At 58.5% G+C, this 21,878-nt stretch carries 22 protein-coding genes; 4 read left to right on the top strand and 18 right to left on the bottom strand.

Features of this window, described 5'->3' with window-relative positions:
- Positions 1–39: 39 nt before the first annotated feature.
- The 9 genes from BK658_RS05800 to BK658_RS05760 form a co-directional block, all read right to left on the bottom strand.
- Positions 40–924 carry a transporter substrate-binding domain-containing protein gene (locus tag BK658_RS05800; protein ID WP_123581465.1) on the bottom strand — a complete coding sequence of 295 codons (885 nt, stop codon included), beginning with the start codon at positions 922–924 and terminating at the stop codon, positions 40–42.
- Entirely contained in the window at positions 921–1,703 is a 783-nt protein-coding gene (locus BK658_RS05795; RefSeq protein WP_123581464.1) for an amino acid ABC transporter ATP-binding protein, read from the bottom strand. Before BK658_RS05795 ends, BK658_RS05800 begins: the two co-directional genes overlap by 4 nt.
- Positions 1,700–2,359: an amino acid ABC transporter permease gene (locus tag BK658_RS05790; RefSeq protein WP_123581463.1), complete on the bottom strand. Its 660-nt coding sequence runs from the start codon at positions 2,357–2,359 to the stop codon at positions 1,700–1,702. Before BK658_RS05790 ends, BK658_RS05795 begins: the two co-directional genes overlap by 4 nt.
- The gene (locus BK658_RS05785) at positions 2,340–3,005 is read right to left on the bottom strand and encodes an amino acid ABC transporter permease (protein ID WP_123581462.1); all 666 of its coding nucleotides are present in this window, start codon (positions 3,003–3,005) and stop codon (positions 2,340–2,342) included. The genes BK658_RS05790 and BK658_RS05785 overlap by 20 nt, the downstream gene beginning before the upstream one ends.
- 613 nt (positions 3,006–3,618) lie before the next feature.
- Positions 3,619–4,401 (bottom strand): MetQ/NlpA family ABC transporter substrate-binding protein, encoded by a 783-nt coding sequence (locus tag BK658_RS05780; RefSeq protein WP_123581461.1) that lies wholly within the window; start codon positions 4,399–4,401, stop codon positions 3,619–3,621.
- Positions 4,402–4,604: 203 nt separating this feature from the next.
- Positions 4,605–5,540 carry a sigma 54-interacting transcriptional regulator gene (locus tag BK658_RS05775; RefSeq protein WP_123581460.1) on the bottom strand — a complete coding sequence of 312 codons (936 nt, stop codon included), beginning with the start codon at positions 5,538–5,540 and terminating at the stop codon, positions 4,605–4,607.
- A gap of 55 nt (positions 5,541–5,595) precedes the next feature.
- Positions 5,596–6,177 carry an alpha/beta hydrolase gene (locus tag BK658_RS05770; RefSeq protein WP_123581459.1) on the bottom strand — a complete coding sequence of 194 codons (582 nt, stop codon included), beginning with the start codon at positions 6,175–6,177 and terminating at the stop codon, positions 5,596–5,598.
- Positions 6,178–6,829: 652 nt separating this feature from the next.
- Positions 6,830–7,156, bottom strand: a complete 327-nt coding sequence (locus tag BK658_RS05765; protein WP_123581458.1) for a hypothetical protein — start codon at positions 7,154–7,156, stop codon at positions 6,830–6,832.
- Positions 7,157–7,402: 246 nt separating this feature from the next.
- Entirely contained in the window at positions 7,403–8,476 is a 1,074-nt protein-coding gene (locus BK658_RS05760; protein ID WP_123581457.1) for a fatty acid desaturase, read from the bottom strand.
- A gap of 100 nt (positions 8,477–8,576) precedes the next feature.
- On the opposite strand from BK658_RS05760, the gene BK658_RS05755 reads away from it, so the two are divergent.
- Positions 8,577–9,581 carry an AraC family transcriptional regulator gene (locus tag BK658_RS05755; RefSeq protein ID WP_123581456.1) on the top strand — a complete coding sequence of 335 codons (1,005 nt, stop codon included), beginning with the start codon at positions 8,577–8,579 and terminating at the stop codon, positions 9,579–9,581.
- A gap of 161 nt (positions 9,582–9,742) precedes the next feature.
- Here BK658_RS05755 and BK658_RS05750 read toward each other — a convergent pair whose 3' ends face one another.
- Together BK658_RS05750 and BK658_RS05745 are read right to left on the bottom strand one after the other, a co-directional pair.
- Positions 9,743–10,108 (bottom strand): response regulator, encoded by a 366-nt coding sequence (locus tag BK658_RS05750; RefSeq protein WP_123581455.1) that lies wholly within the window; start codon positions 10,106–10,108, stop codon positions 9,743–9,745.
- A gap of 88 nt (positions 10,109–10,196) precedes the next feature.
- Positions 10,197–10,883 (bottom strand): Crp/Fnr family transcriptional regulator, encoded by a 687-nt coding sequence (locus BK658_RS05745; protein ID WP_123581534.1) that lies wholly within the window; start codon positions 10,881–10,883, stop codon positions 10,197–10,199.
- An 85-nt stretch (positions 10,884–10,968) separates the two neighbouring features.
- Between BK658_RS05745 and BK658_RS05740 the strand changes: the two genes are divergently transcribed.
- A complete protein-coding gene (locus tag BK658_RS05740) occupies positions 10,969–11,493 on the top strand; it encodes an Mpo1 family 2-hydroxy fatty acid dioxygenase (RefSeq protein ID WP_123581454.1) in 525 nt (174 codons plus the stop codon).
- A gap of 117 nt (positions 11,494–11,610) precedes the next feature.
- Here BK658_RS05740 and BK658_RS05735 read toward each other — a convergent pair whose 3' ends face one another.
- The 6 genes from BK658_RS05735 to dibA form a co-directional block, all read right to left on the bottom strand.
- Positions 11,611–12,600, bottom strand: coding sequence for a sulfate/molybdate ABC transporter ATP-binding protein (locus BK658_RS05735; RefSeq protein ID WP_123581453.1), 990 nt, complete (start codon positions 12,598–12,600; stop codon positions 11,611–11,613).
- 3 nt (positions 12,601–12,603) lie between these two features.
- Positions 12,604–13,476: a sulfate ABC transporter permease subunit CysW gene (gene cysW / locus BK658_RS05730; protein ID WP_054595058.1), complete on the bottom strand. Its 873-nt coding sequence runs from the start codon at positions 13,474–13,476 to the stop codon at positions 12,604–12,606.
- A gap of 13 nt (positions 13,477–13,489) precedes the next feature.
- The gene (cysT, locus tag BK658_RS05725) at positions 13,490–14,308 is read right to left on the bottom strand and encodes a sulfate ABC transporter permease subunit CysT (RefSeq protein ID WP_019691172.1); all 819 of its coding nucleotides are present in this window, start codon (positions 14,306–14,308) and stop codon (positions 13,490–13,492) included.
- Between the two features lie 71 nt (positions 14,309–14,379).
- On the bottom strand, positions 14,380–15,393 hold the full coding sequence (locus BK658_RS05720; RefSeq protein WP_123581452.1) for a sulfate ABC transporter substrate-binding protein: 1,014 nt from the start codon (positions 15,391–15,393) through the stop codon (positions 14,380–14,382).
- A gap of 143 nt (positions 15,394–15,536) precedes the next feature.
- Entirely contained in the window at positions 15,537–15,719 is a 183-nt protein-coding gene (oscA, locus tag BK658_RS05715) for a sulfur starvation response protein OscA (protein WP_007899630.1), read from the bottom strand.
- 318 nt (positions 15,720–16,037) lie between these two features.
- A complete protein-coding gene (dibA, locus tag BK658_RS05705; protein ID WP_123581450.1) occupies positions 16,038–17,957 on the bottom strand; it encodes a phosphodiesterase DibA in 1,920 nt (639 codons plus the stop codon).
- Positions 17,958–18,104: 147 nt separating this feature from the next.
- On the opposite strand from dibA, the gene desA reads away from it, so the two are divergent.
- Both desA and BK658_RS05695 read left to right on the top strand, forming a co-directional pair.
- Positions 18,105–19,283, top strand: a complete 1,179-nt coding sequence (desA, locus tag BK658_RS05700) for a delta-9 fatty acid desaturase DesA (RefSeq protein ID WP_123581449.1) — start codon at positions 18,105–18,107, stop codon at positions 19,281–19,283.
- 245 nt (positions 19,284–19,528) lie between these two features.
- Positions 19,529–20,518 (top strand): GGDEF domain-containing protein, encoded by a 990-nt coding sequence (locus BK658_RS05695; protein WP_123581448.1) that lies wholly within the window; start codon positions 19,529–19,531, stop codon positions 20,516–20,518.
- A 142-nt stretch (positions 20,519–20,660) separates the two neighbouring features.
- Here BK658_RS05695 and BK658_RS05690 read toward each other — a convergent pair whose 3' ends face one another.
- On the bottom strand, positions 20,661–21,875 hold the full coding sequence (locus BK658_RS05690; protein ID WP_123581447.1) for a response regulator: 1,215 nt from the start codon (positions 21,873–21,875) through the stop codon (positions 20,661–20,663).
- Positions 21,876–21,878 lie beyond the last annotated feature (3 nt).

The raw sequence follows: 21,878 nt of genomic DNA, 5'->3' as shown, positions 1-21,878 counted from the left end.
CATGCTCTGCGTGGGAACGATCAGTGCAGCCGTGACGATTCAGCCCTGCCACTTCCCGCCTTCGACAATCACACTTTCAGGCTGAGTGTCATCGCTCAGTTCTTTACGCACGTACTGGTCGTAAAGCTTGAGCAGGTATTTGTCTTCACCCAGCTTGGCCAGCTCGGCATTGACCCAGTCACGCAGTTCGATGTTGCCCTTCTTTACCGCAGGCGCAATCGGTGCCTCGGCACCCAGGGTTTCGGTCAGCACGCGGTAGCCCGGGTTCTGCTTGGCCCAACTGAACAGCACCAGGTTGTCTTGCGCATACGCATCGCCGCGACCATTGACCAAGGCTTGCAGGGACTCGGAATTTTTCTCGAACTTGAGCAGTTTCCAGTCCGGGTGGTTCTTGGTCAGCCAGATATCGGCAGTGGTGCCGGTGGTCACGATAGTGGTGCGGGTCGCCAGGTCATCGAGGCTTTTGACCGAACTTGCCTGCGGCACCAGCGCCTGCACCGCGACCTTGAGGTTCGGGTTGGTGAATTCCACCGCTTCCTTGCGCTCCGGGGTGACGGTCATGTTGGCGAGGATCAGGTCGACCTTGTCGCTTTGCAGGAAGGGAATCCTGCTCGCTGGCTCGACCGCTACGAACTCGACCTTGTTCTCGTCGCCCAGCAGATCCTTGGCAAACTGCCGGCCGATGTCGGTATCAAAACCCACGTAGCGCCCGGCCTCATCGACGAAGCCGAACGGCGGTTTGTCGGTGAACACGCCGACGATCAGCTTGTCCCGTGCCTTGATTTTTTCCAGGTAGCTGGCCGCCGGCGCCGCACTGGCAGTAGAGGCCGCAGGTTTGGCAGGCTCTTCGGGTTTATTGCACCCGGCCAGTAACGCGAGGCCGAACAGGGGGAGTAGCAGCAGTGAAGACTTGGCAGTTTTCATGACAGTTCCAATTCCTTTTCAAGAGTCTTTTTGGGCAGTGCTTCGACGTAGGAGAACTTCTCCAGGAACTGCTGCGCTCGTGCGGTTTGCGGGTTCGTAAAGAAAATCTCGGGAGGGTTTTGTTCGAGGGTGCGCCCGGCGTCCATGAACACAATGCGGTCGGCCACCGCGCGGGCGAAGGCCATCTCGTGGGTCACGATCAACAGCGTCATGCCATCGCGGGCCAGGCCTTGAATCACTTCCAGCACTTCCTTGACCATCTCCGGATCAAGGGCCGCAGTGACCTCATCGAACAGCATCACCTGCGGGTTCATGCACAGTGAACGGATGATGGCGATGCGTTGCTGCTGACCACCGGAAAGCTGGCGCGGGAAAGCCTCGCGCTTGTCTAAAAGACCGACCCGTTCGAGCAACGCCAACGCTTGCTCGCGGGCTTCACGCAGTGGGCGTTTTTGCACCTTGAGCGGGCCGAGCAGAAGGTTGTCGAGCACGCTCATGTGCGGAAACAGGTGATAACTCTGGAACACCATGCCGATCTGCTGACGCACTTCGCGCCAATCGGTGGTCTTGCTCAGCAACTCGCGTCCGGCGAAACGCAACTCGCCGCTGTGGGCGGTTTCCAGACCGTTGAGACAACGCAGCAAGGTGCTTTTGCCGCAGCCGCTGGGGCCGAGAATAACGATCACCTCGCCGGTTTCGACGCTCAAATCGATCCCGTTGAGGACCTGATGCTCACCGAAGAACTTGTTGAAACCCTTGAACTCGATCAATGCACTCATGCTTGCGTCCAGCGCCGTTCCAGCACGCGGGAAGCGGCCGAGAGCGGGTAGCAGATAAAGAAGAAAAACAGGAATAACGCGCCGTAGATCAACACCGACTCGTAGGTACGCTCGATGATCTGCTGGCCGACCTTGATCACGTCGACCACGCCGATCAACACCGCCAGCGAGCTGGTCTTGATGATTCGCGTGTAGACGTTGATCGTCGGTGGCGTCATGCGTTTCAGTGCCTGGGGCAGCAACACGTAACCGAACAGCTGGGGGCCGGACAGCCCGATCGACAACCCCGCTTCACGCTGGCCACGAGGCAAGGAATGCAGGGCGCCGCGCACCACTTCGCCGACTTCACTGGCGCCCCACAACGACAGCACCAGCACCGCACACCAGAAACTCGGCAGGCTCAGGCCGAAAAAAATCGGCAGGCCGAAGAACAGCAAATACATCCAGACCAGCACCGGAATTGCCCGGAACAGCTCAAGATAGACCCGCAGCAACACGTTCAACCCTTTCGAATTCAGACTGCACAGCACCCCGTAGAGCACCCCGCCCACCGTGCTAATGACGATACTCAAAAACGAAATCGACAAGGTTTGCGCAGCGCCTTTACCTAACTGCGGCAAGGACACCCAAAGCAACTCAAGACCCGAACTGGCCATGCTGGAGCCTCCTTTCCAGGCGGCTGAGCAGCAGCGACAACGGCAAGAACAGCAACACGCAGATCAGCGTCAGCACGGCGAGCATTTCGTAGGTTTTGTAATACAGCGCGATGTAGCTCTTGGTGGTGTAGAGAATCTCCGGCACCGCCACCGCCGAGACCACGGTGGTTTCCTTGAGCAGGAAAATGAAGTTGGCGAACAGCGATGGCAAGCTGAGGATCCCCGCTTGCGGCAGGATCACATAGCGCAGCAATTGCCAGCGAGACAAGCCGATGGAGCGCCCCGACTCCAGTTGCGCCGCAGGCACCGCTTCAACGCCGGCACGCAGCACTTCAGTGAGGTAGGCGCCGCCAAGAAAGGTCATGGTGATGATCGCCGCGGCAAAACCTGAAACCTTCACCCCAAGCGCTGGCAACGCAAAGTAGACGAAGAACAGTTGAATCAGCAGCGGGGTGTTGCGCGCCAGCTCCACGTACAACGCCACCAGGCGCTGCAAGTACGGCGCGCGGAACACCAGGAGCGTCGCGTTGATCAGGGCGACCAGCAACGAAGTGCCGATGGCGATCAGACCAACCTGCAGCGTCACGCCCACGGCGCGCAGAAACGCCGGCAGGGTGCTGAGGATGAAAGCGTAATCGAACGTCATTGAAGATCCTGAACGCCGCAGGGTAAGCGACGGTGGCGCAGTCCATTGGGCTGTGGATAACAACCCGGCAGGCACTAACTTTAAAGGTATAAAAATAAACATTTAAATACCGATAAAGCATATTGATATCACGCAAAAAACTATCCGGTGGATTGGCGGCGGCAGCGGGAGACAGCTATTTTCCTTTGCGCTGTAGGAGGGATCTTTTTTTCAGATTGCCCCTCCAAGGATAAGCAGCGTGCGGCCACACTCCCCGGCCGAACCATCACAAGGACGATAAAAATGGCAGACGTGAAAACACCCCAGCGGCTGGATCCGCAGGACATCGTGAAGTTATTGACGGCGTTACGCCGGGCGTTGAAGGCCAGAGTGGCCTGACTCAAGCCCCCAGCTCCCAGGCTTTTGATCTTGTGGCGAGGGGGCTTGCCCCCGTTCGGCTGCGTAGCAGTCGTAAATCCAGCATCTCGGGTGAGCCTGATGAAACGCAGTGGCAGGTCTCGGGTCCGCTTTGCGGCCCAACGGGGGCAAGCCCCCTCGCCACAGGTCGAGCAAAAAAACGCCGACGCTATCGAAAGCCGTCGGCGTTGAAACCTCGAAGGGGTTTACTGCTCAATCAGAACGCCGGCAGTACCGCGCCGTTGTACTTCTTGGCAATGAATGCCTTCACTTCAGGGCTGGTCAGGGCCTTGGCCAGTTTCTGGATCGCTTCGCTGTCCTTGTTGTCTGGACGCGCGACCAGGAAGTTCACGTAGGGCGAATCCGCACCTTCGATCACCAGTGCGTCTTTAGCCGGGTTCAGACCCGCTTCCAGCGCGTAGTTGGTGTTGATCATGTCCAGGTCGACCTGATCCAGCACACGCGGCAGCATCGCCGATTCCAGTTCCTTGAACTTGAAGTTGTGTGGGTTCTTGGCGATGTCTTTCGGGGTAGCCAGGGCGTTTTTCGGGTCTTTCAATTCGATCAGGCCGGCTTTCTGCAACAGGATCAGCGCACGGCCGCTGTTGCTGCCTTCGTTCGGGATAGCGATGGTTGCGCCGTCTTTCAGCTCAGCCAGGGTTTTGACCTTTTTCGAGTAGCCGCCGAACGGTTCGACGTGTACGCCGATCACGGTTACCAGGTGAGTGCCTTTGCCTTCATTGAAGCTTTGCAGGTATGGCAGGGTCTGGAAGTAGTTGGCGTCCAGACGCTTCTGATCGACCTGCACGTTCGGTTGTACATAGTCGGTGAAGACCTTGATTTCCAGATCCACGCCTTCTTTGGCGAGGGTCGGTTTGATCAGCTCGAGGATCTCGGCGTGCGGCACCGGCGTTGCGGCAACCACCAGTTTTTCGCCAGCCTGAGCCAAACCCGCAGTCAGGGCAGCCGCCAATGCGGTGAACAACAGAACCTTTTTCATGCAGTGTCCTTATTTGTCGTTATCGACAACGGCTAAAAAATGAAATGCCAGTGAAGTGCTATCGCTGGTGTGGTGCGGACAATACCGGGATTTTTTATTCCCGAACAATATCTTTTATTCACTTTCATATTCCATTTTGTTCATGCACCAAAAAAGGCACTTAACCCCCGTGGCGAGGGGGCTTGCTCCCTCGCCACGGGGGGTTAAAGGGCTTGCGTCAGGCTTTCGAGCAAACGTTTAAGCGCTGCGCGCTCACCGACAGAACCGGATGTGATCACCTGCGTTGCCTGTCGTTCGATCAACTCCAATGGCGCAAGCACCTGAGGCAAATTCAAATGCTCTGGAAGAATTTCCTCGCCACTGCTCACCAGCAAGGCAAAGTGAATGACGTTTTCCAGCTCACGGGTATTGCCCGGCCAGCTGTGCCGCTCCAGAACCTGCTGGGCCGCATCGCTGATAAACGGCACCGGCAGGTTGAGGCGCTGGCTGTAGATGCCGAGGAAATACTCGGCCAATGACTGAATGTCACCGACTCGCTCACGTAAGGCCGGCAATTCGAGCTGACCTTCGCTGAGGTAGTGATAGAGCCGCTCATGGAATTTACCGGCCGCCACTGCTTGTGCCAGATCGATGCTGGTTGCCGCCACCAGGCGCACATCCACCGGACTCGGTTGCTGCGCGCCGACGCGAGTGACTTCGTGATTCTCCAAGGCGGCGAGCAGTTTGATCTGAATCGGCAATGGCAAATCGCCGATTTCATCCAGGTACAACGTCCCGCCATTGGCCGAACCAAACCAGCCGGCGCGACTGCTGGCCGAACCACTGAAACTGCCGCCGGCATAACCGAACAACTCGGCATCGGCGTAGGTCGGGCTAATGGCGCCGCAGTTGACCGATACGAATAAACCGCCGCGATCACTGGCACGGTGGATATGTCGCGCCAACAGCTCTTTGCCGCTGCCGGTTTCACCGCGAATCAACACCGAGATCGAGCGCGGTGCCAGTTGCTCCAGCTCCTGGCGCAGCTGCCGCGAACGCGGGTCGACAAACACCAGCGCCTTGGCGCGAATGCTCAACGGGCTTTTTTCAGCGTCGGGAAAGGTCAGCAAGGGCTGACCGAAAGACTCATGCAAACTCATGGCAGACTCCCGCCCATAACCGCCGGGAGACGGGGGCGTTTAAATAAAAAAATGTTCAAGCGCGGCGCAGGGCGTGATGTTCCATGCGGTTTTGCAGGCGATACAGGTAAGCAAAACCCTGCTCCCAACGATGGTGACCGGACTTCACATTGATGTGCCCAGCCCCCGCCAGAATGCCCGCCTCGGCGCCCCAGTTACGCGCCAGCTCAAGCGCCCGTGGAGCGCTGACCGCGCCGTCGTTGTCGGAACTCACAACCTGGCTCGGGAACGGCAGCAGGTGCGTCGGAATCGGTGCAAAGTTGCGCAACGCAGGCGCGCAGGCCGGGCGTTCGACATCGGCAGGCGCCACCAGCAACGCCCCGCGAACCTGACGCAACGCCTGCAACGGCGCAGTAGCAGCCCAATGGGCAACGGTGATGCAACCCAGGCTGTGGGCAATCAGGATCACCGGCATGCTGTCGGCATCAATCGCTTCGGCCAGCGCCGCGACCCAATCCTCGCGACGCGGCGTCAGCCAGTCGGCCTGCTCAACCCGCGCGCTGTTCGGCAGGCTGTTCTGCCAATGGCTTTGCCAATGATCCTCTGGCGATCCTTGCCAGCCCGGCACAATCAGGTAGCGAATTGATTCGTTGCGCATGGGGGGAGCTCTCCTGTGCGTGTCTGTTCCTGATCGAGTATAGGGACGGGATTTATATTCGTTAAGGAATAAGAAGCTATTTATTAAGATCCATATCGAATATAAGTCCGTACTCCCACAGGGTTACGGGTTGACAGTTTATTCAGGACAAAAAAAGGGGCCGCACCCTGCCAAGGAGACGGCCCCGGAAATCGAAAATCTGTTAACCCGCGGTAATCACCGACAGCTCGGTACCCCTCAAATGTTTAACACGGACAGGTTGCGGTTCAATGAATCGATCTGCCTGCGCCTGACACCCCCACAGACCGCTTCGATGGATGAATCATTGCTTCAATGGCTTATTTCCGAAAGTAATATTTTATGCTTTACATAGATCAATGTCGCATAACAAAGGCTATATCTCCTGCTGGCCCTGGAACCAAAGGGCTACAGAGGAATGCAGTAAATACCCTTCTTTGCAGGCATAAAAACTATTCGGAGAAAGCACGGTTTTTCGAGAGAGAAAAGGAGCGTTGCGACTATCGAAGCGGCAGGACCAAACAAACTAAAACAGCCAAAACCTATAAACACCGACTGATTAAAAATCAAAAAACACACACAAGCCGCCCGCACTTTTTACAGGCGGGCAGCCGGGAAGCATTGACCGTGAAATTTATTGTTTGACGAACTCGCCAGCCAAGCCTACTACATCGCCGTCGAAGTTATTGCGAGAACCAAAAGCCTTGAGTTTTGAGTAATTATGATCGGGCGAGAAAAGTGTCCACGCCTGATAGCCAGTGCCATCGTTAAGGGCTGCGATCGTGATGATGGTTGGCTGGCCTGTGCTGTTCTGGAAGTGGTAGTGCCCATAACTGACATCATAATTCACACCGTTCTGGCTCAATTTGCCGCTGAAGGTCCCATTTGAATCATTGCCATCAGTAATAACCAGTTTGGCGCCAGCGTTGGCATTTACATAAGTTCCGTTAATACTCGACATGATAGATTTCCTTTGCCGTGAAATAAGTATCATCCAATGAGTGCAAGTGCTCTCCTGAGAACTCACAAAAAAGAGCATGGCCGGACATTCATTTATTGTCCACGCGAAATCAACCTATGCTAGGACGAAAACGCTATAGTCACTGCACACACTGTTCATAACTTATGCTTCGAACAAGTCCGCTTATTGCCGTTCACGCTAAGTCATTAAACTTTACAACTTCCATCAGACATCATAGTGACCGATCTACGCTTGGGCTTCCTGCACCGCGTCGATTGTCTGCTGCTCCTTGTGCACAAACCGGTTCACCCGTCCAAAGGTGCCGAAATCATTGAAGCGCACACCCATCTCTCGCATCACTTTGTGCGCCACCGGCACGGTCAGCTGGCGGATATAAAATGGCTCCTTGACCACAAAGTGATGGATGCCGTGGCTGCTGCCGAAGTTGAAGCAGAACGCCTGCAACGGCCACATCCACCAGGGATTCAGCACCTGGGTCTGCTGGATCACGTTGCCCGGCTCGATGTCGCCGTAGTAGTGCATGTTCGAGCTGACGAAGTGCAGGCAAAAGGTCCGCAGCACGTTCGGGCCGATGATTACCACGGCGGCGAGATTGATCACTTGCATCACCGACAGCGTGGTCGCCGACCACTCCACCGAGGAGCCCAGCAAAGACGCAATGCCGTTGGCCGCATGGAAACCGAGAAACAGGTACCACGCGCCCCAATGCACCAGCGCCAGTGGCGCGTAAACCTTCAGGGTGCGCTTGATGATGCTGAATTTGTGCGCCCAGGTCTTGGCCCGCAGCATGCGGATGAACGCCGACATCACGTTGTCGCCGACCATCAGCAAACGGGCGAAGCCCCAGGGTTCGCCGTTGGTGATGGCGCGCTCTTCCATATCGGTTTCGCTGCCGGACACCTTGTGGTGGTTGAGGTGCAGATGACGGCGGATCCATGGGTTGATGGTGCTTGGCCGCGCCAGCCAGACCAGTCCTATCATCAGGTTGTGCGGTAGGCGTTGCTTGCGAAAATACATGCTGTGAATCAGGTCGTGCTCCAGCTCATGGGTCAGCGAGGCAAAAAACGCATTCAGCAGCAAACACGCCCACCAGGCCATGTGTCCGGTCATGTAGAGCCCCGCCGAACCGATCATCCCGGCCAGAGCGACGGCCAGAATGCCCACGCCCAAGGCGTCCTGATGATTGAGAATCGGGTAGCGCTTGCGCAATTCGACACCGCGGTCGAGCACCACTTCACGAATATGTGCAGATCGTTGTTGTGCATTCAGGCGTTCAGGACTTGCAGAAGTACCGTACATGCTTCCATCCTCTAGTTATTGATGTTCGCATCCTGCCCTGTGCGATTGCTTCGGGCGTTAGCTGTGAACGCCAACCTGTTGACCGGAAGCGCCAATCATCATGATTGTACCTACCTCACTCGCCAGCTGGACCCGCGCTTTGCGCAAACAACTCGACGCCCTTGGCCTCGACAGCAACGCTCTGTGCCTGCAAGCCGGGCTCGACCCAAAACTGATGGACGACCCCAATGCCCGCTATCCGTTATCGGCCACCACCCGGCTATGGGAGCTGGCGGTCGAGGTCAGCGGCGACCCGGCGATTGGTTTGCGGGTTTCGCGGTTCGTCAGCCCGACCACCTTCCACGCGTTGGGTTATGCCTTGGTGGCCAGTGGCAGTCTGCGTGAGGTGTTCGAGCGCATCGTGCGTTATCACCAGGTAATCAGCGACGCTTTGGATCTGCACCTGACCCGTGGCGAAGACCGCTATTACTTCACCCTCAAGGTTCCCGAAGGCAGCCCGGCGCCAGCACGGGAAGCGATCGACGCCTTCGCTGCGATCTACGTGCGCACCTGTCGCAACCGTCTGGGCCGGGACTACGCACCGCTGGCGGTGTACCTGCGTCGCCCGGAACCGGCCGACCCGAAACAATGGCACGCGGTGTTCCGCGCGCCGATCTTCTTTGCTGCTGATGAAGACCGCCTGGAGTTTTCCATCGAAGACTTCGAAAGCCATCTGGATGATGCCAACCCGGAGCTGGCCGAACACAACGAAACCGTACTCAAGCGCGCCCTGACGCAACTGCGCCTGCTGACCTGGGAGCGCAAGGTGCTCGATGCCATCGAAGCACAACTGCCGGAAGGTGAACCCAGCGCCGAACGAATCGCCGAGACCTTGCACTTGAGTTTGCGCAGCTTGCAACGGCACCTGGCGGACGAAGGTTGTCGGTTCGATACGCTGCTCAATGAGTGTCGTGAAAATCTGGCACTGCTGCACTTGCGAGACCCGCAGTGCTCGTTGAGCGAAATCAGCTACCTGCTCGGATTTGCCGACACCAGCAGTTTCAGCCGCGCCTTCAAACGCTGGACCGGGATGACACCGGGGCAGTTTCGGGATGGGTTGCGGTAAAACGTCGGGATTTGCGCCGGTTTTGCCGGCCTCATCGCGGGCAAGCCCGCTCCCACAGTGGATCGTCGGTGTGCACACTAGCGGTGCTTCACGCAAAGCGAATGTGGGAGCGGGCTTGCTCGCGATAGCAATTGAACAGGCACTAAAAAACCATCGTTCTCTCAGCGCCCCCGATCACGGCGCAGCAACTTGCGCGCCCGCGCCACCAACTCACTCACGGCGAACGGCTTGAGCAGGTAGTCATCCTCATGCAACTCCAGCCCACGCAGCCGATCTTCTATGCCGTCGTGGGTGGTCAGGAACAGCACCGGCGTTGCGCCGAGCTGGCGGATCTGTTGCAACAGCTGCCAGCCGTTGAGACCGGGCAGCATCACATCGAGAATGATCAGATCGTACTCACCCGTTTCGATGAAACGTCGTCCGGCCATGCCGTTGTCCGCCACATCAACTGCATAACCGGCTTCACTCAGACCCTGGGCCAGATGTTTCGCGGTCTCGGGTTCGTCTTCCACTAACAGCAAACGCATGGCACACCTCGAATATTCATCGCCACAGGCTAGGCGCCTTGGCGCACAAAGCCCATCACTAACGGTTATTTCGGATGGGGTGACGGGCTCAAACGCTCGCCAAAGCCCGCAACCGCTGCGCATCGAGGATCTCGATTTCGCCATAACTCAGGTTGAGAATGCCCTGGCTCTCCAGGTCCTTGAGGATCTGATTGGTGGTCTGCCGCGACAGCGAAAGCAGCAACGCCAACTGCTCCTGCGGCAGCTGCAAGGAGCGCCGTGCCGGTTCGATCTCACCGTAGCCGTCGGCGATCATCAGCAAGCGATGCGCCACGCGGGCCGGGGCCGGCAGCAGGGTCAACTGTTCGAGGTTGATGAACGTCAGGCGCAATTTATGGCTCATCAGCAAGGCCAACTGTCGCCAGTAGTGCGGCTGTTCTTCGAGCAAGGTGAGCAGCGCTGTCTGCGGTATGTGCAACAGAATACAGTGGCCCACACCATAGGCGTCATGGGTGCGTGGCTGGCCATCGAACAGACTGATTTCGCCGAACCAGTGCGGCGGCTCGATCAGGCTCAACAACGCCTCCTTGCCCTGCTCGCTCACGGCGCCCACGCGTATCGCACCTTCGAGCACCGCGTACAGACCACACGGCGGATCGCCGCGCTTGAACAGCCGTTGCCCCGGCGACAACCGCCGCACGCGGGCCTGGGACAGCAGACTATCCTGTAACAAGGGCGGCAAATGGCTGAACCACTGGCCTCTCATCAGGCGTGACCGCCAGGCCTGCATATCCATGAAAACTCCGAGATGATTGTCGTCTGGCTGACAGAGCAACGACTGACCGCAGGGCATGATCGGGATCCCTACAGGAGGAATAACAATGAAAAGCCTCGTTGACCACCTCAGTCAATACGCCGCGTACCACCGTGACCCGCGCAACATCGCCAGCCACTTCATTGGCATTCCGCTGATCGTGGTCGCCGCCGCGGTATTGCTGTCACGGCCAGGATGGCCGGTGGCCGGGCTCTGGCTGTCTCCAGCGGTGCTGTTGGCACTGGCGTCGGCGTGGTTCTATTTGCGCCTTGAAGTACGCCTTGGTGGGGTGATGACGGTGCTGCTGGGCCTGTCCGTTTGGCTAGGTCAAATTCTCGCAGCGCAAAGCACCTTGCTCTGGTTGAGCAGTGGCATCGCGATGTTTGTGGTCGGCTGGGCGATCCAGTTTGTCGGCCATCACTACGAAGGACGCAAACCGGCGTTTGTCGATGATGTGACGGGATTGATCGTCGGGCCGTTGTTTGTGGTGGTGGAATTGGCGTTTTTGCTGGGTTTGCGGCATGAGCTCAAAGAGCAGATCGAAGCGCGGGTTGGCGGGGTGCGGATCAATCGGAAACGCGCTGCGGCGTAGAATGCCATCGCGAGCAAGCTCGCTCCCACAGGATTTTCGGTTGATCACAGGATTTGTGGTCAGCACCGGTCCATTGTGGGAGCGAGCTTGCTCCGGGCGGCGATCCGACGATGTTTTTCAGAGGCTGGCGACTTTCTGCCAGACCTTGGGCTTGAAGAACAACGTCTCGCCCTTGGCCAGCCCGGTCAGGCTGTCATGATCTTTCACCACTTCCGCTTCGATCAGTTCGCTCTGGCCTTCGACCTTCAAGGTGATGCGTGTGGTTGCACCCAGCGGGCGGATATCACGTACTTGCGCCGCGTGGTGATCCGCAAGCTCGGTGCGCGACAGCGACACTTCATGAGGGCGAAACAGCACGTGGTTGTCGTCACCCAGGTGCAGACGGTTCGAATCGCCGAGGAAGTGGTAGACGAAATCGCTGGCCGGGTTTTCGTAGACGTCGCCCGGTGAGCCGATCTGCTCGATCACACCCTTGTTCATCACCACGATGCGGTCGGCAACTTCCATCGCCTCTTCCTGGTCGTGGGTCACGAACACCGAGGTCAGGTTGATGTCTTCGTGCAACCGCGCCAGCCAGCGCCGCAGTTCTTTACGGACCTTGGCATCCAGTGCGCCGAACGGTTCGTCGAGCAGCAAGACTTTCGGCTCAACCGCCAAGGCACGGGCCAGGGCGATGCGCTGGCGCTGACCGCCAGACAGTTGTTCCGGGTAGCGATCCGATAGCCAATCCAGTTGCACCATGTTCAGCAGTTCGTGAACTTTGACCGCGATCTGGCTTTCGCTCGGCCGCTGGTTTTTCGGCTTCATGCGCAGGCCAAACGCGACGTTGTCGAACACGGTCATATGGCGGAACAACGCGTAGTGCTGGAACACAAAACCGACGTTGCGATCACGCACATCGTGGCCGGAGACGTCTTCGCCATGGAACACGATGCTGCCGGCGTCCGGGGTTTCCAGACCGGCGATGATCCGCAGCAAGGTGGTCTTGCCGCAGCCGGACGGGCCGAGCAACGCCACCAGCTCGCCGCTCTGGATATCCAGGTTGATGCTGTTCAGCGCCTTGAACGCGTTGAAGTTCTTGCTGACATTACGGACTTCGATCGACATGACTTATTCCTCCGCGGCGCTGGCGCGCAGGCGGTTAATACGGTTTTCGCTCCACTGCTTGAGCAGCAGGATGAAGAGCGCCAGGATCAGCAACAGGCTCGCAACGGCAAACGCGGCAACGTGGTTGTATTCGTTGTAGAGGATCTCGACGTGCAGCGGCAGGGTGTTGGTCACCCCGCGAATGTGCCCGGACACCACCGACACCGCACCGAACTCACCCATTGCCCGCGCGGTACACAGCACCACGCCGTAGATCAGGCCCCACTTGATGTTCGGCACCGTCACGTGCCAGAACATCTGCCAACCGTTGGCGCCGAGCAACCGTGCGGCTTCCTCTTCCTGCGTGCCTTGCTCCTGCATCAGCGGGATCAGCTCACGCGCTACAAACGGCACAGTGACGAAAATCGTCGCCAGCACGATGCCCGGCAAGGCGAAGACGATCTGGATATCGTGGTCCTGCAGCCACGGGCCAAAAATCCCCTGGGCACCAAACATCAGCACGTAGACCAGACCCGCGATCACCGGCGATACCGAGAACGGCAAGTCGATCAGGGTCACCAGCATGCTCTTGCCACGGAACGAGTATTTGCTCACGCACCAGGCCGCGCTGACGCCGAACACCAGGTTCAACGGCACCGAAATCAGCACCGCAATGACGGTCAGCTTCAGGGCCGACAGAGCATCCGGTTCGAAGATCGCGGTAAAAAATGCGCCGAGGCCCAGCTTCAAGCCTTGGGACACCACGATGAACAGTGGCAGCAGCAGGAACAGCGCAAAAATCAGCCAGCCAAGGCCGATCAGAATCCGTCGTGAAACGGCGCTGCCACGACGGGCGGCGTTGGCCGAAGACGCAGCAGCAATAGACGATTGGGACATGATGCGCGCCTCCTTATGGGGTTTCGATGCGCCGCTGCAACAAGTTGATCAGCAGCAACAGGACGAAGGAAACCACCAGCATCAGCACGCCAATGGAGGTCGCGCCGGTGTAGTCGTATTGGTCGAGCTTGACCATGATCAGCAACGGCAGGATTTCGGTTTTCATCGGCATGTTGCCGGCAATGAAAATCACCGAGCCGTACTCGCCAACGCCCCGTGCGAACGCCAGGGCAAATCCGGTCAGCCAGGCCGGCAGCAACGCCGGCACCAGAATGTAGCGAAACACCTGCAACGGCTTGGCGCCCAGGCACGCGGCAGCCTCCTCGATTTCTCGCGGGATGTCGGCCAGTACCGGCTGCACCGTACGCACCACGAATGGCAGCGTGACGAAGGTCAGCGCCAGCGTGATGCCGAGCGGCGTGTAGGCGATCTTGAACCCCAGGTCCGCCGCGAACTGCCCGACCAGACCGGTCGGCGTGTACAGCGCCGTCAGCGCAATACCGGCCACGGCCGTCGGCAGTGCAAACGGCAGGTCGATCATCGCGTCGATGATCTTGCGTCCGGGGAAGGTGTAACGCACCAGCACCCAGGCCAGCAACGTGCCGATGATGCCGTTGATGATCGCGGCGTACAGCGCGGTGCCGAAACTGAGCTTCAACGCCGCCAGCACCCGTGGCGCCGAGATGATTGCCCAGAACTGATCCCAGGTGAGTTGAGCGGCATGCACGAACATCGCCGCCAATGGTATGAGCACAATCAGACTGAGGTACACCAAGGTGTAGCCCAGCGTCAGCCCGAAGCCGGGTATGACGGGGGAGATACGACGCGACATAAAAGTCCTTGGTTGAGAACGCATAAAGCCCCGACGGTGAATTCGGGGCTCGTTTGTCGATCTATTTCAGGTTACTGCGCCTGATAGATCTGGTCGAACACGCCGCCGTCATTGAAGAATTTCGGTTGGGCGGATTTCCAGCCACCAAAATCCTTGTCGATGGTCACCAGCTCCAGGGTCGGGAACTGTTTGGCGTACTTGTCGGCCACATCCTTGTCACGCGGGCGGTAGAAGTTTTTCGCAGCAATTTCCTGACCAGCCGGGCTGTACAGGTGCTTGAGGTAGGCTTCGGCGATTTGCTCGTTACCCTTCTTCTCGGCGTTCTTGTCGACGACCGCTACGGGCGGTTCGGCGAGGATCGACAGCGAAGGCACGACGATGTCGAACTTGTCAGCACCGCCCTGTTCTTTCAGCGCCAGGAAGGCTTCGTTCTCCCAGGCCAGCAACACGTCACCCTGACCATTGTTGACGAAGGTAATGGTCGAACCGCGAGCGCCTGTGTCGAGTACCGGGACATGCTTGAACAGGGTCTGCACGTACTCTTTGGCCTTGGCTTCGTTACCGCCGTTGGCTTTCAGGCCATAGGCCCAGGCGGCGAGGAAGTTCCAGCGCGCACCGCCGGAGGTCTTCGGGTTCGGGGTGATCACTTCAACACCGTTTTTGGTCAGGTCGCCCCAGTCCTTGATGCCTTTGGGGTTGCCCTTGCGCACCAGGAACACGATGGTCGAGGTGTACGGCGTGCTGGCGTCCGGCAGGCGTTTTTGCCAGTCGGCTGGCAGGATTTTGCCGAGTTTGGCGATTTCGTCGATATCACCGGCCAGGGCCAGGGTCACCACGTCGGCCCGCAGACCATCAATCACCGCCCGGCCTTGTTTGCCCGAACCACCGTGGGATTGCTGGATCTTCACGTTGTCGCCAGCGTGGTCTTTCTTCCAGAAGTTGATGAACTCGGCGTTGTAGTCCTGATACAGCTCGCGGGTCGGGTCGTACGACACGTTGAGCAGTTCGTAATCCTTGGCAACCGCGGAACCGGCAAAAATAGCGCTGGCCAGAGCGGCCAAAGCGTAACGGCGAATCGACGACATGGTGCAGCTCCTGAATTCTTTTGTGTTGGCTGTTCTTATGGTCTGGAATCGGGTTGCCTGTTCAAAGATCGCAGCCTGCGGCAGCTCCTACACACCAATCCCCCGTAGGAGCTGCCGCAGGCTGCGATCTTTTGATCTTTGCTTCAGCTCGGCTTGTTGCCCGGGCTCTGCAAACGGAATTTCTCTTTGCGTTCGATCTGAACCACCTGCGCGTTGTGCACGGTGATCTCCACTGCCCCAAAGCGCAGATCGCGCAGTGCACTCTGGATCTCGCGCAAAATGGTTGCTTCGTCCTGGCCGTCAACGCTACGTAGAGATGCGCTCATGGTGCTGCTCCTTCAATGAGATGTGCCTGGCAGTGGCGGCACTGCTTACGGTGTGAGGGCAATAGTAGATAGGCGCAGATATTCTTAAAAATACTATTTAAGAATGTTTATATAACTTAAAGGCATTAACTGACAGGACAAGGGTTTGCAGATTTTGAAAATTTCGCAGCCTCTGTGGCGAGGGGGCTTGCCCCCGTTCGGGTGCGAAGCAGCCGTAAAATCGGAACACGCGATATGTCTGAAAGAACCGGGCTGCTGATATCGGGACTGCTGCGCAGCCCAACGGGGGCAAGCCCCCTCGCCACAAGAGCGCGGTGTTTACCGAATCACCGGCGCCCGAGCCCAGTCCAGCTGCTCGGCCGGCATCGGCCGACCAAACCAGTAACCCTGGCCCAGATCACAATCCTGTTCGAGCAAAAACGCCGCCTGCTCGACCTGCTCGATGCCTTCGGCGTGCACCTGCATGCCCATGCTTTGCGCGAGGGCGATGATCACCTGGACGATCGCCGCATCGTCCTCATCTAACGGCAAGCCAGCAACGAAGCCCTGGTCGATCTTGAGTTTCTGCACCGGCAGACGCTTGAGTCGCAGCAACGATGAATACCCCGTACCAAAGTCATCGATGGCCAGCCGCACGCCCAGTTCGCGCAAGCGGTGCATTTGTTCCAGCGCGACTTCCGGATCGTCCATCACCGCGCTTTCGGTCACTTCCAGCTCCAGGCACGCAGGGTCCAATCCCGTGTCGTGCAGCACTTGGGCAACCCGCTCAAACAGTTCGCGCCGGGCAAACAGGCGGGTAGAAACGTTCACCGCAACAAACGACAACACCACCCCGGCGTTCTGCCAGGCACACATCTGCTGGCAGGCCTGCTGCATCACCCACGCATCAATCTCGGCGATCAACCCGGTGCGCTCGGCAATCGGAATGAACTCACCCGGCGGCACCAACCCACGCTGCGGATGTTGCCAGCGAACCAGTGCTTCAACACCGATCAAACGGCGGGTTGTGAGGTCATGCACCGGCTGGTAGTACACCCGCAACTCCTGCTGCTCCAGCGCGCGGCGTAATTCGAAGGCCATCTCGACCCGGTGCTGGGCGTGGGCGGTCAACTCTTCGGTGTACAAGGCATAACCGTCGCGCCCCGAATTCTTGGCCTTGAACAACGCCGAATCGGCATTGCGCAGCAATTGTTCGGCGCTCAGCGCGTCGCTGGGGAACAGGCTGATACCGACACTGGCGTTGATGAACAACGGGTGAGCAGCGATGAAAAACGGCTCTTTCAGACCATCAATGATCCGCTGTGCCAACGCGGCAGCCTGCACCACTTGCGGGCAGCTCTCGGCCAGCACGGCAAACTCGTCGCCGCCCAAACGCGCCAGTGTAATACCGGGGCCAAACAGGCCCTGCAGGCGCACCGCCGTCGCTTTGAGCAATTGATCGCCAACGTTATGTCCGAGGCTGTCGTTGATCATCTTGAAATGGTCCAGATCGATCATCAGCAACGCACACCCACGCTTGTGGATCTGCGCCGACGCCAGCGCCTGCTCGACGCGATCGCTGAACAGCAGACGATTGGGCAGGTCGGTCAGCGGGTCGTGGTGCGCCAGATGCGCGAGTTCGTGTTCGGAGTTTTTGATCGCGCTGATGTCGGAAAACACCGCCACATAGTGGCTAAGCTGGCCATGGTCATCGTGAATGACCCGGATGCTCTGCCATTGCGGATAAATTTCACCGCTTTTGCGCCGGTTCCAGATCTCGCCGCTCCATTCGCGGGTGCGTTTCAGGCTCTCGAACATCGCTTGATAGAAATCTGGCGGATGATGGCCGGACTTGAACAGGCTGGGCCTCTGGCCCAACACCTCTTCGGCCTGATAACCGGTGATCTCCATGAAGGCCCGATTGACGTGGACGATTACCCTCTGACGATCAGTGACCAATACCCCTTCACGGGTGCAATCGAACACCGCCTGCGCCTGGCGCAATCGGGTGCGATCTTCGTTACGGTGGCGCAATTTGGCACCGATCCCGAGAAAACACAGCAAATGCGCTCGGGCAATGAAGATAACCCCCGCGCTAAGCACCGCCCAGACATAACCGTTGATCAGTTGCCATCGCTGAAGATCAGCGGATTCATCGAATAAATTGGTTAATAAATAACCAGTGAATTCCAGCCAAACGACAGAAAACACCAAGTAGAGCAGCGCTGCACGCAAGGCATCGCGATAAGAAGCAGACATTCGGTCGTCCATGGCCTTACAAAAAAGGTTGGAATTATAGATTAAAGAAACATCCCGCTACTCATATCTGAAAGCGCGACTGGTTTTATCTGTGTGCTGAGTGATAATGCGCGAGCTGTTTTTTCTTTATCGAGGGCCATACAGCCTATGTGGTACGAAGGTTTACTCGGCTTGTCGCCCTGGCAACTGGTGGCAGTCACCCTGTTAATGACCCACATCACCATCGTGGGCGTCACGGTTTATCTGCATCGTTATTCAGCCCATCGCTCCCTTGAGCTCAATGCCGGCCTGAAACACTTTTTCCGCTTCTGGCTGTGGCTGACCACGGCGCAGAACACCCGCGAGTGGACTGCCATCCACCGCAAGCATCACGCCAAATGCGAAACCGTCGACGACCCGCACAGCCCGGTGATCAAAGGCCTGTCCACGGTCTTGCGCAAAGGTGCCGAGCTGTACCGCGCCGAAGCGGAGAACACCGAAACCCTGCGCATTTACGGCAAGAACTGCCCTGAAGACTGGATCGAACGCAACCTCTACAGCCGTTATCCGCTGCTGGGTGTGGCGATCATGGGCGTCATCGACCTGCTGCTGTTCGGCACCATCGGCATCACCATCTGGGCAATCCAGATGATGTGGATCCCGGTCTGGGCCGCTGGCGTGGTCAATGGCCTGGGTCATGCCATTGGCTACCGCAACTTCGAATGCCGTGATGCGGCAACCAATCTGGTGCCCTGGGGCATTCTGATCGGCGGCGAAGAACTGCATAACAACCATCACACCTACCCTAACTCGGCAAAACTGTCGGTGAAGAAGTGGGAATTCGACCTCGGCTGGGCATGGATCCAGGTCTTCAGCTTCCTGCGCCTGGCCAAGGTTCAGCGGGTTGCGCCGATCGCCCACCGTGTCGAAGGCAAAGGCAGCCTGGACATGGACACCGCCATGGCGATCCTCAACAACCGCTTCCAGATCATGGCCCAGTACCGCAAGCTGGTGATCGGCCCGCTGGTCAAGCAAGAGCTGGAAAAGGTCGACCATTCGGTTCGCCACCAATTCCATCGCGCCAAGCGCCTGCTCTCGCGAGAAACCAGCCTGCTGGATGACAAGCACCATGTGCGCATCCAGACCATGCTCGAGCATAGCCAGGCGCTGAAGGTAATTTACGAGAAACGCCTGGCCTTGCAGCAGATCTGGATCAAGACCAGCTCAAATGGCCACGACATGCTGGCGGCCATCAAGGACTGGGTTCACGAAGCCGAAGCCAGCGGTATTCAATCGCTGCGCGACTTCGCCCACCAGTTGAAAACCTACTCGCTGCGCCCTGCCTGATCTTGTGGCGAGGGAGCTTGCTCGCGCTCGAATGCAGAGCATTCGCAATCCTGGCGACACGTTTTAACTGACAAAACGCAGTCGTCAGATTGGGGCGGTATACCGCCCAGCGGGAGCAAGCTCCCTCGCCACAAAAAGCGGGAACTAAGCTCCAAATCCCCTATCTCAAAGAGCACTTCGCCATCCAGGCGGGCTTTGCTGTGGCCGCTATCGTACTCGCGGCACGCCCTTTGAGAGTTGTGCCGATGGTCAATAAAAACCTGGAAGACCTGCCCTACCCGCAGTGGCCCGAGGCCGCACAAACCCTGATGGCGTTGATGCATGCTCAAGGTGAGGTCGCGCGCCTGAGCGAGCGTGAACAGTTGTTCAGTTCGTTGCTGGTCAGCGTCAATGCCGTGCTCTGGGCTTTCAACTGGGAAACGCGTCAGGTGCTGTATGTCAGCCCGGCCTATGAACGGATTTTCGGTCGCTCGGCCGGCCTGCTGCTGGCTGACTATCACCAATGGCGCGACAGCGTATACCCGGACGATCTGGACTACGCCGAACGCAGCCTGGCCCAAGTGCTGGAAAAAGGCGCCGTTGAAGACCGCGAATACCGAATCGTCGCCGCCGACGGCCAGGTGCGCTGGCTCAGCGACAAGTGTTTCATCAATCGTCAGGCCGAACCCGGGCAACCGCTGATCGTGGTCGGCTTCGCCGAGGACATTACCGAAAAGAAGCAGCTGGAAACCGAGCTGCAACGCCTCGCCACCACCGATGTGCTGACCCAAAGCAGCAACCGTCGACACTTCTTCGAATGCGCCAGCCACGAGTTCGAACAGGCTCTCCTGCAAGGTTCACCGCTGGCGTTTCTGTTGCTGGATATCGATGACTTCAAACTCATCAACGACACGTACGGCCATCAGCAAGGTGACCAGGTGCTGCAACAACTCGCCGAATGCGGGCGTGCTGCATTGCGCCGTGGTGACCTGTTCGGGCGCATTGGCGGTGAAGAGTTTGCAGCGGTATTCCCTGGCTGCGCGCCAGAGATGGCGAGACAGGTCGCCGAGCGCCTGCAACGGGAAATCCAGCGTTTGAGTTTCAGCCATCACGGGCAGACGTTTGGCATCACCATCAGCCAGGGCCTGACCAGCCTCACGGCTGAAGATGTCACCCTGGACAACCTCTACACTCGCGCCGACGCCGCGATGTATCGAGCCAAACGCCAGGGCAAGAACCGCATCACCTCCGGCTGAAGCTGAGTGCCGATCGTTCCCACGCTCCCGCGTGGGAATGCATCCTGTGACGCTCTGCGTCACGCCTGTGAAGGGACGCGGAGCGTCCCGGGCGGCATTCCCACGCAGAGCGTGGGAACGATCACCGCGGCAAGCCTTGTTCCTACTTTTTGCGCAGGCGCATCAGTTCCGGCAGGCCGATTTTTAGCAGGCGCGCCGTTCGGCTTTTGGCCAGTTCTTCAACGCCTTCATGCTCGGTCAGGCGAGCGAGTTGCGCCGCCAGGTTCATCACCAGCGCTTCACGGGAATAAACCCCGCCACCGAGCTGATAGACCGCCGCAATCAGCTCTCGCAACTCCAGCGGAAGCCGCCAGCGGGTGCGCAACGCCGAACCGTAGGCCGCGCCAAATTCAGCCAGCGCGTCGCCGACCTCTTCCAACTCGTCCAGTTCGCCCCCCGCCTGTATCCACTCCTGCAAGCAACGTAACAGCGCCAGATCGCCGAGACGATGGAGCATGCCGGCGCAATAGCAACGCTCCTGATCGAGATCGAGCAAGCGCGCCAGGCTCCGCCCATATTCGGCGGTGTGCAGTGACAGCTCCCAGTAACGCTCGGCGTAATCGGCCAGGCACGGATCACTCAACTTCGCACTGCGCTTGAGGGCCAGGCCAAGGATCAGGTTCATGCTTTGTCCGGTGCCCAGGCGATGCAAGGCCTGCGACACGGTCTGCACGGTATCGCCAAGGTGCTGCGAGGCGCTGTTGGCGGCGGCGATCAGCACGGCGGTGATCTGTGGGTCAGTGCGCACTTCTTCCTCCAGCAGCTTCAGATCGAGGCCATTGGGGTTCAGGCTGCGCTTGACCGCCAGTTGCACGTCAGTGAGCAACGGCGCGCCGTCCGCCAACTCACGCCGACGCTCAAGGAAGGTCGACAAGGTCATGCCGGGCGCCAGCGCCGGGACGTCACAGGAAACCGTCTGGCCGGCGCTCAGGAGCAAGTCCTGCAGGCGCTGAGTCAGACCTTCCATGTTCAGGGGTTTGGTCAGATAGGCCGTCGGGGCCAGCGGCAATACCTCGCGCACACTGGCACTGTCGTTGCGGCTGCTCATCAAAATGAACGGCAACACCGGGTTACGTCGCCGCTGACGCACGCTGCGCAGCAAACCCAGGCCATCGACACCGGAAAGCTCCCAATCGGCGATCACCAGGTCATAAGGATTTTCACTCAGCAGCTCCAGCGCCTGCTGGCCATCAGCACACAGATCCAGCCGCGCATCGCAGCGCACGTGCAGCAACACCTGCTTGAGCAGGTCTCGAGACCAAGGGTCAGCCTCGGCAATCAGCACTCGCGGTACAACCGGTAAATCAACAGCGGTCATCAG

Source organism: Pseudomonas brassicacearum, from assembly GCF_003732175.1.
GTDB lineage: Bacteria > Pseudomonadota > Gammaproteobacteria > Pseudomonadales > Pseudomonadaceae > Aquipseudomonas > Aquipseudomonas brassicacearum_G.
This window is presented reverse-complemented; position numbering and strand designations above follow the sequence as displayed.

Coding starts and splice junctions, on each gene's coding strand:
- BK658_RS05800 (WP_123581465.1), bottom strand. CDS start 924: ATGAAAACTGCCAAGTCTTCACTGCTGCTACTCCCCCTGTTCGGCCTC.
- BK658_RS05795 (WP_123581464.1), bottom strand. CDS start 1,703: ATGAGTGCATTGATCGAGTTCAAGGGTTTCAACAAGTTCTTCGGTGAG.
- BK658_RS05790 (WP_123581463.1), bottom strand. CDS start 2,359: ATGGCCAGTTCGGGTCTTGAGTTGCTTTGGGTGTCCTTGCCGCAGTTA.
- BK658_RS05785 (WP_123581462.1), bottom strand. CDS start 3,005: ATGACGTTCGATTACGCTTTCATCCTCAGCACCCTGCCGGCGTTTCTG.
- BK658_RS05780 (WP_123581461.1), bottom strand. CDS start 4,401: ATGAAAAAGGTTCTGTTGTTCACCGCATTGGCGGCTGCCCTGACTGCG.
- BK658_RS05775 (WP_123581460.1), bottom strand. CDS start 5,540: ATGAGTTTGCATGAGTCTTTCGGTCAGCCCTTGCTGACCTTTCCCGAC.
- BK658_RS05770 (WP_123581459.1), bottom strand. CDS start 6,177: ATGCGCAACGAATCAATTCGCTACCTGATTGTGCCGGGCTGGCAAGGA.
- BK658_RS05765 (WP_123581458.1), bottom strand. CDS start 7,156: ATGTCGAGTATTAACGGAACTTATGTAAATGCCAACGCTGGCGCCAAA.
- BK658_RS05760 (WP_123581457.1), bottom strand. CDS start 8,476: ATGTACGGTACTTCTGCAAGTCCTGAACGCCTGAATGCACAACAACGA.
- BK658_RS05755 (WP_123581456.1), top strand. CDS start 8,577: ATGATTGTACCTACCTCACTCGCCAGCTGGACCCGCGCTTTGCGCAAA.
- BK658_RS05750 (WP_123581455.1), bottom strand. CDS start 10,108: ATGCGTTTGCTGTTAGTGGAAGACGAACCCGAGACCGCGAAACATCTG.
- BK658_RS05745 (WP_123581534.1), bottom strand. CDS start 10,883: ATGGATATGCAGGCCTGGCGGTCACGCCTGATGAGAGGCCAGTGGTTC.
- BK658_RS05740 (WP_123581454.1), top strand. CDS start 10,969: ATGAAAAGCCTCGTTGACCACCTCAGTCAATACGCCGCGTACCACCGT.
- BK658_RS05735 (WP_123581453.1), bottom strand. CDS start 12,600: ATGTCGATCGAAGTCCGTAATGTCAGCAAGAACTTCAACGCGTTCAAG.
- cysW (WP_054595058.1), bottom strand. CDS start 13,476: ATGTCCCAATCGTCTATTGCTGCTGCGTCTTCGGCCAACGCCGCCCGT.
- cysT (WP_019691172.1), bottom strand. CDS start 14,308: ATGTCGCGTCGTATCTCCCCCGTCATACCCGGCTTCGGGCTGACGCTG.
- BK658_RS05720 (WP_123581452.1), bottom strand. CDS start 15,393: ATGTCGTCGATTCGCCGTTACGCTTTGGCCGCTCTGGCCAGCGCTATT.
- oscA (WP_007899630.1), bottom strand. CDS start 15,719: ATGAGCGCATCTCTACGTAGCGTTGACGGCCAGGACGAAGCAACCATT.
- dibA (WP_123581450.1), bottom strand. CDS start 17,957: ATGTCTGCTTCTTATCGCGATGCCTTGCGTGCAGCGCTGCTCTACTTG.
- desA (WP_123581449.1), top strand. CDS start 18,105: ATGTGGTACGAAGGTTTACTCGGCTTGTCGCCCTGGCAACTGGTGGCA.
- BK658_RS05695 (WP_123581448.1), top strand. CDS start 19,529: ATGGTCAATAAAAACCTGGAAGACCTGCCCTACCCGCAGTGGCCCGAG.
- BK658_RS05690 (WP_123581447.1), bottom strand. CDS start 21,875: ATGACCGCTGTTGATTTACCGGTTGTACCGCGAGTGCTGATTGCCGAG.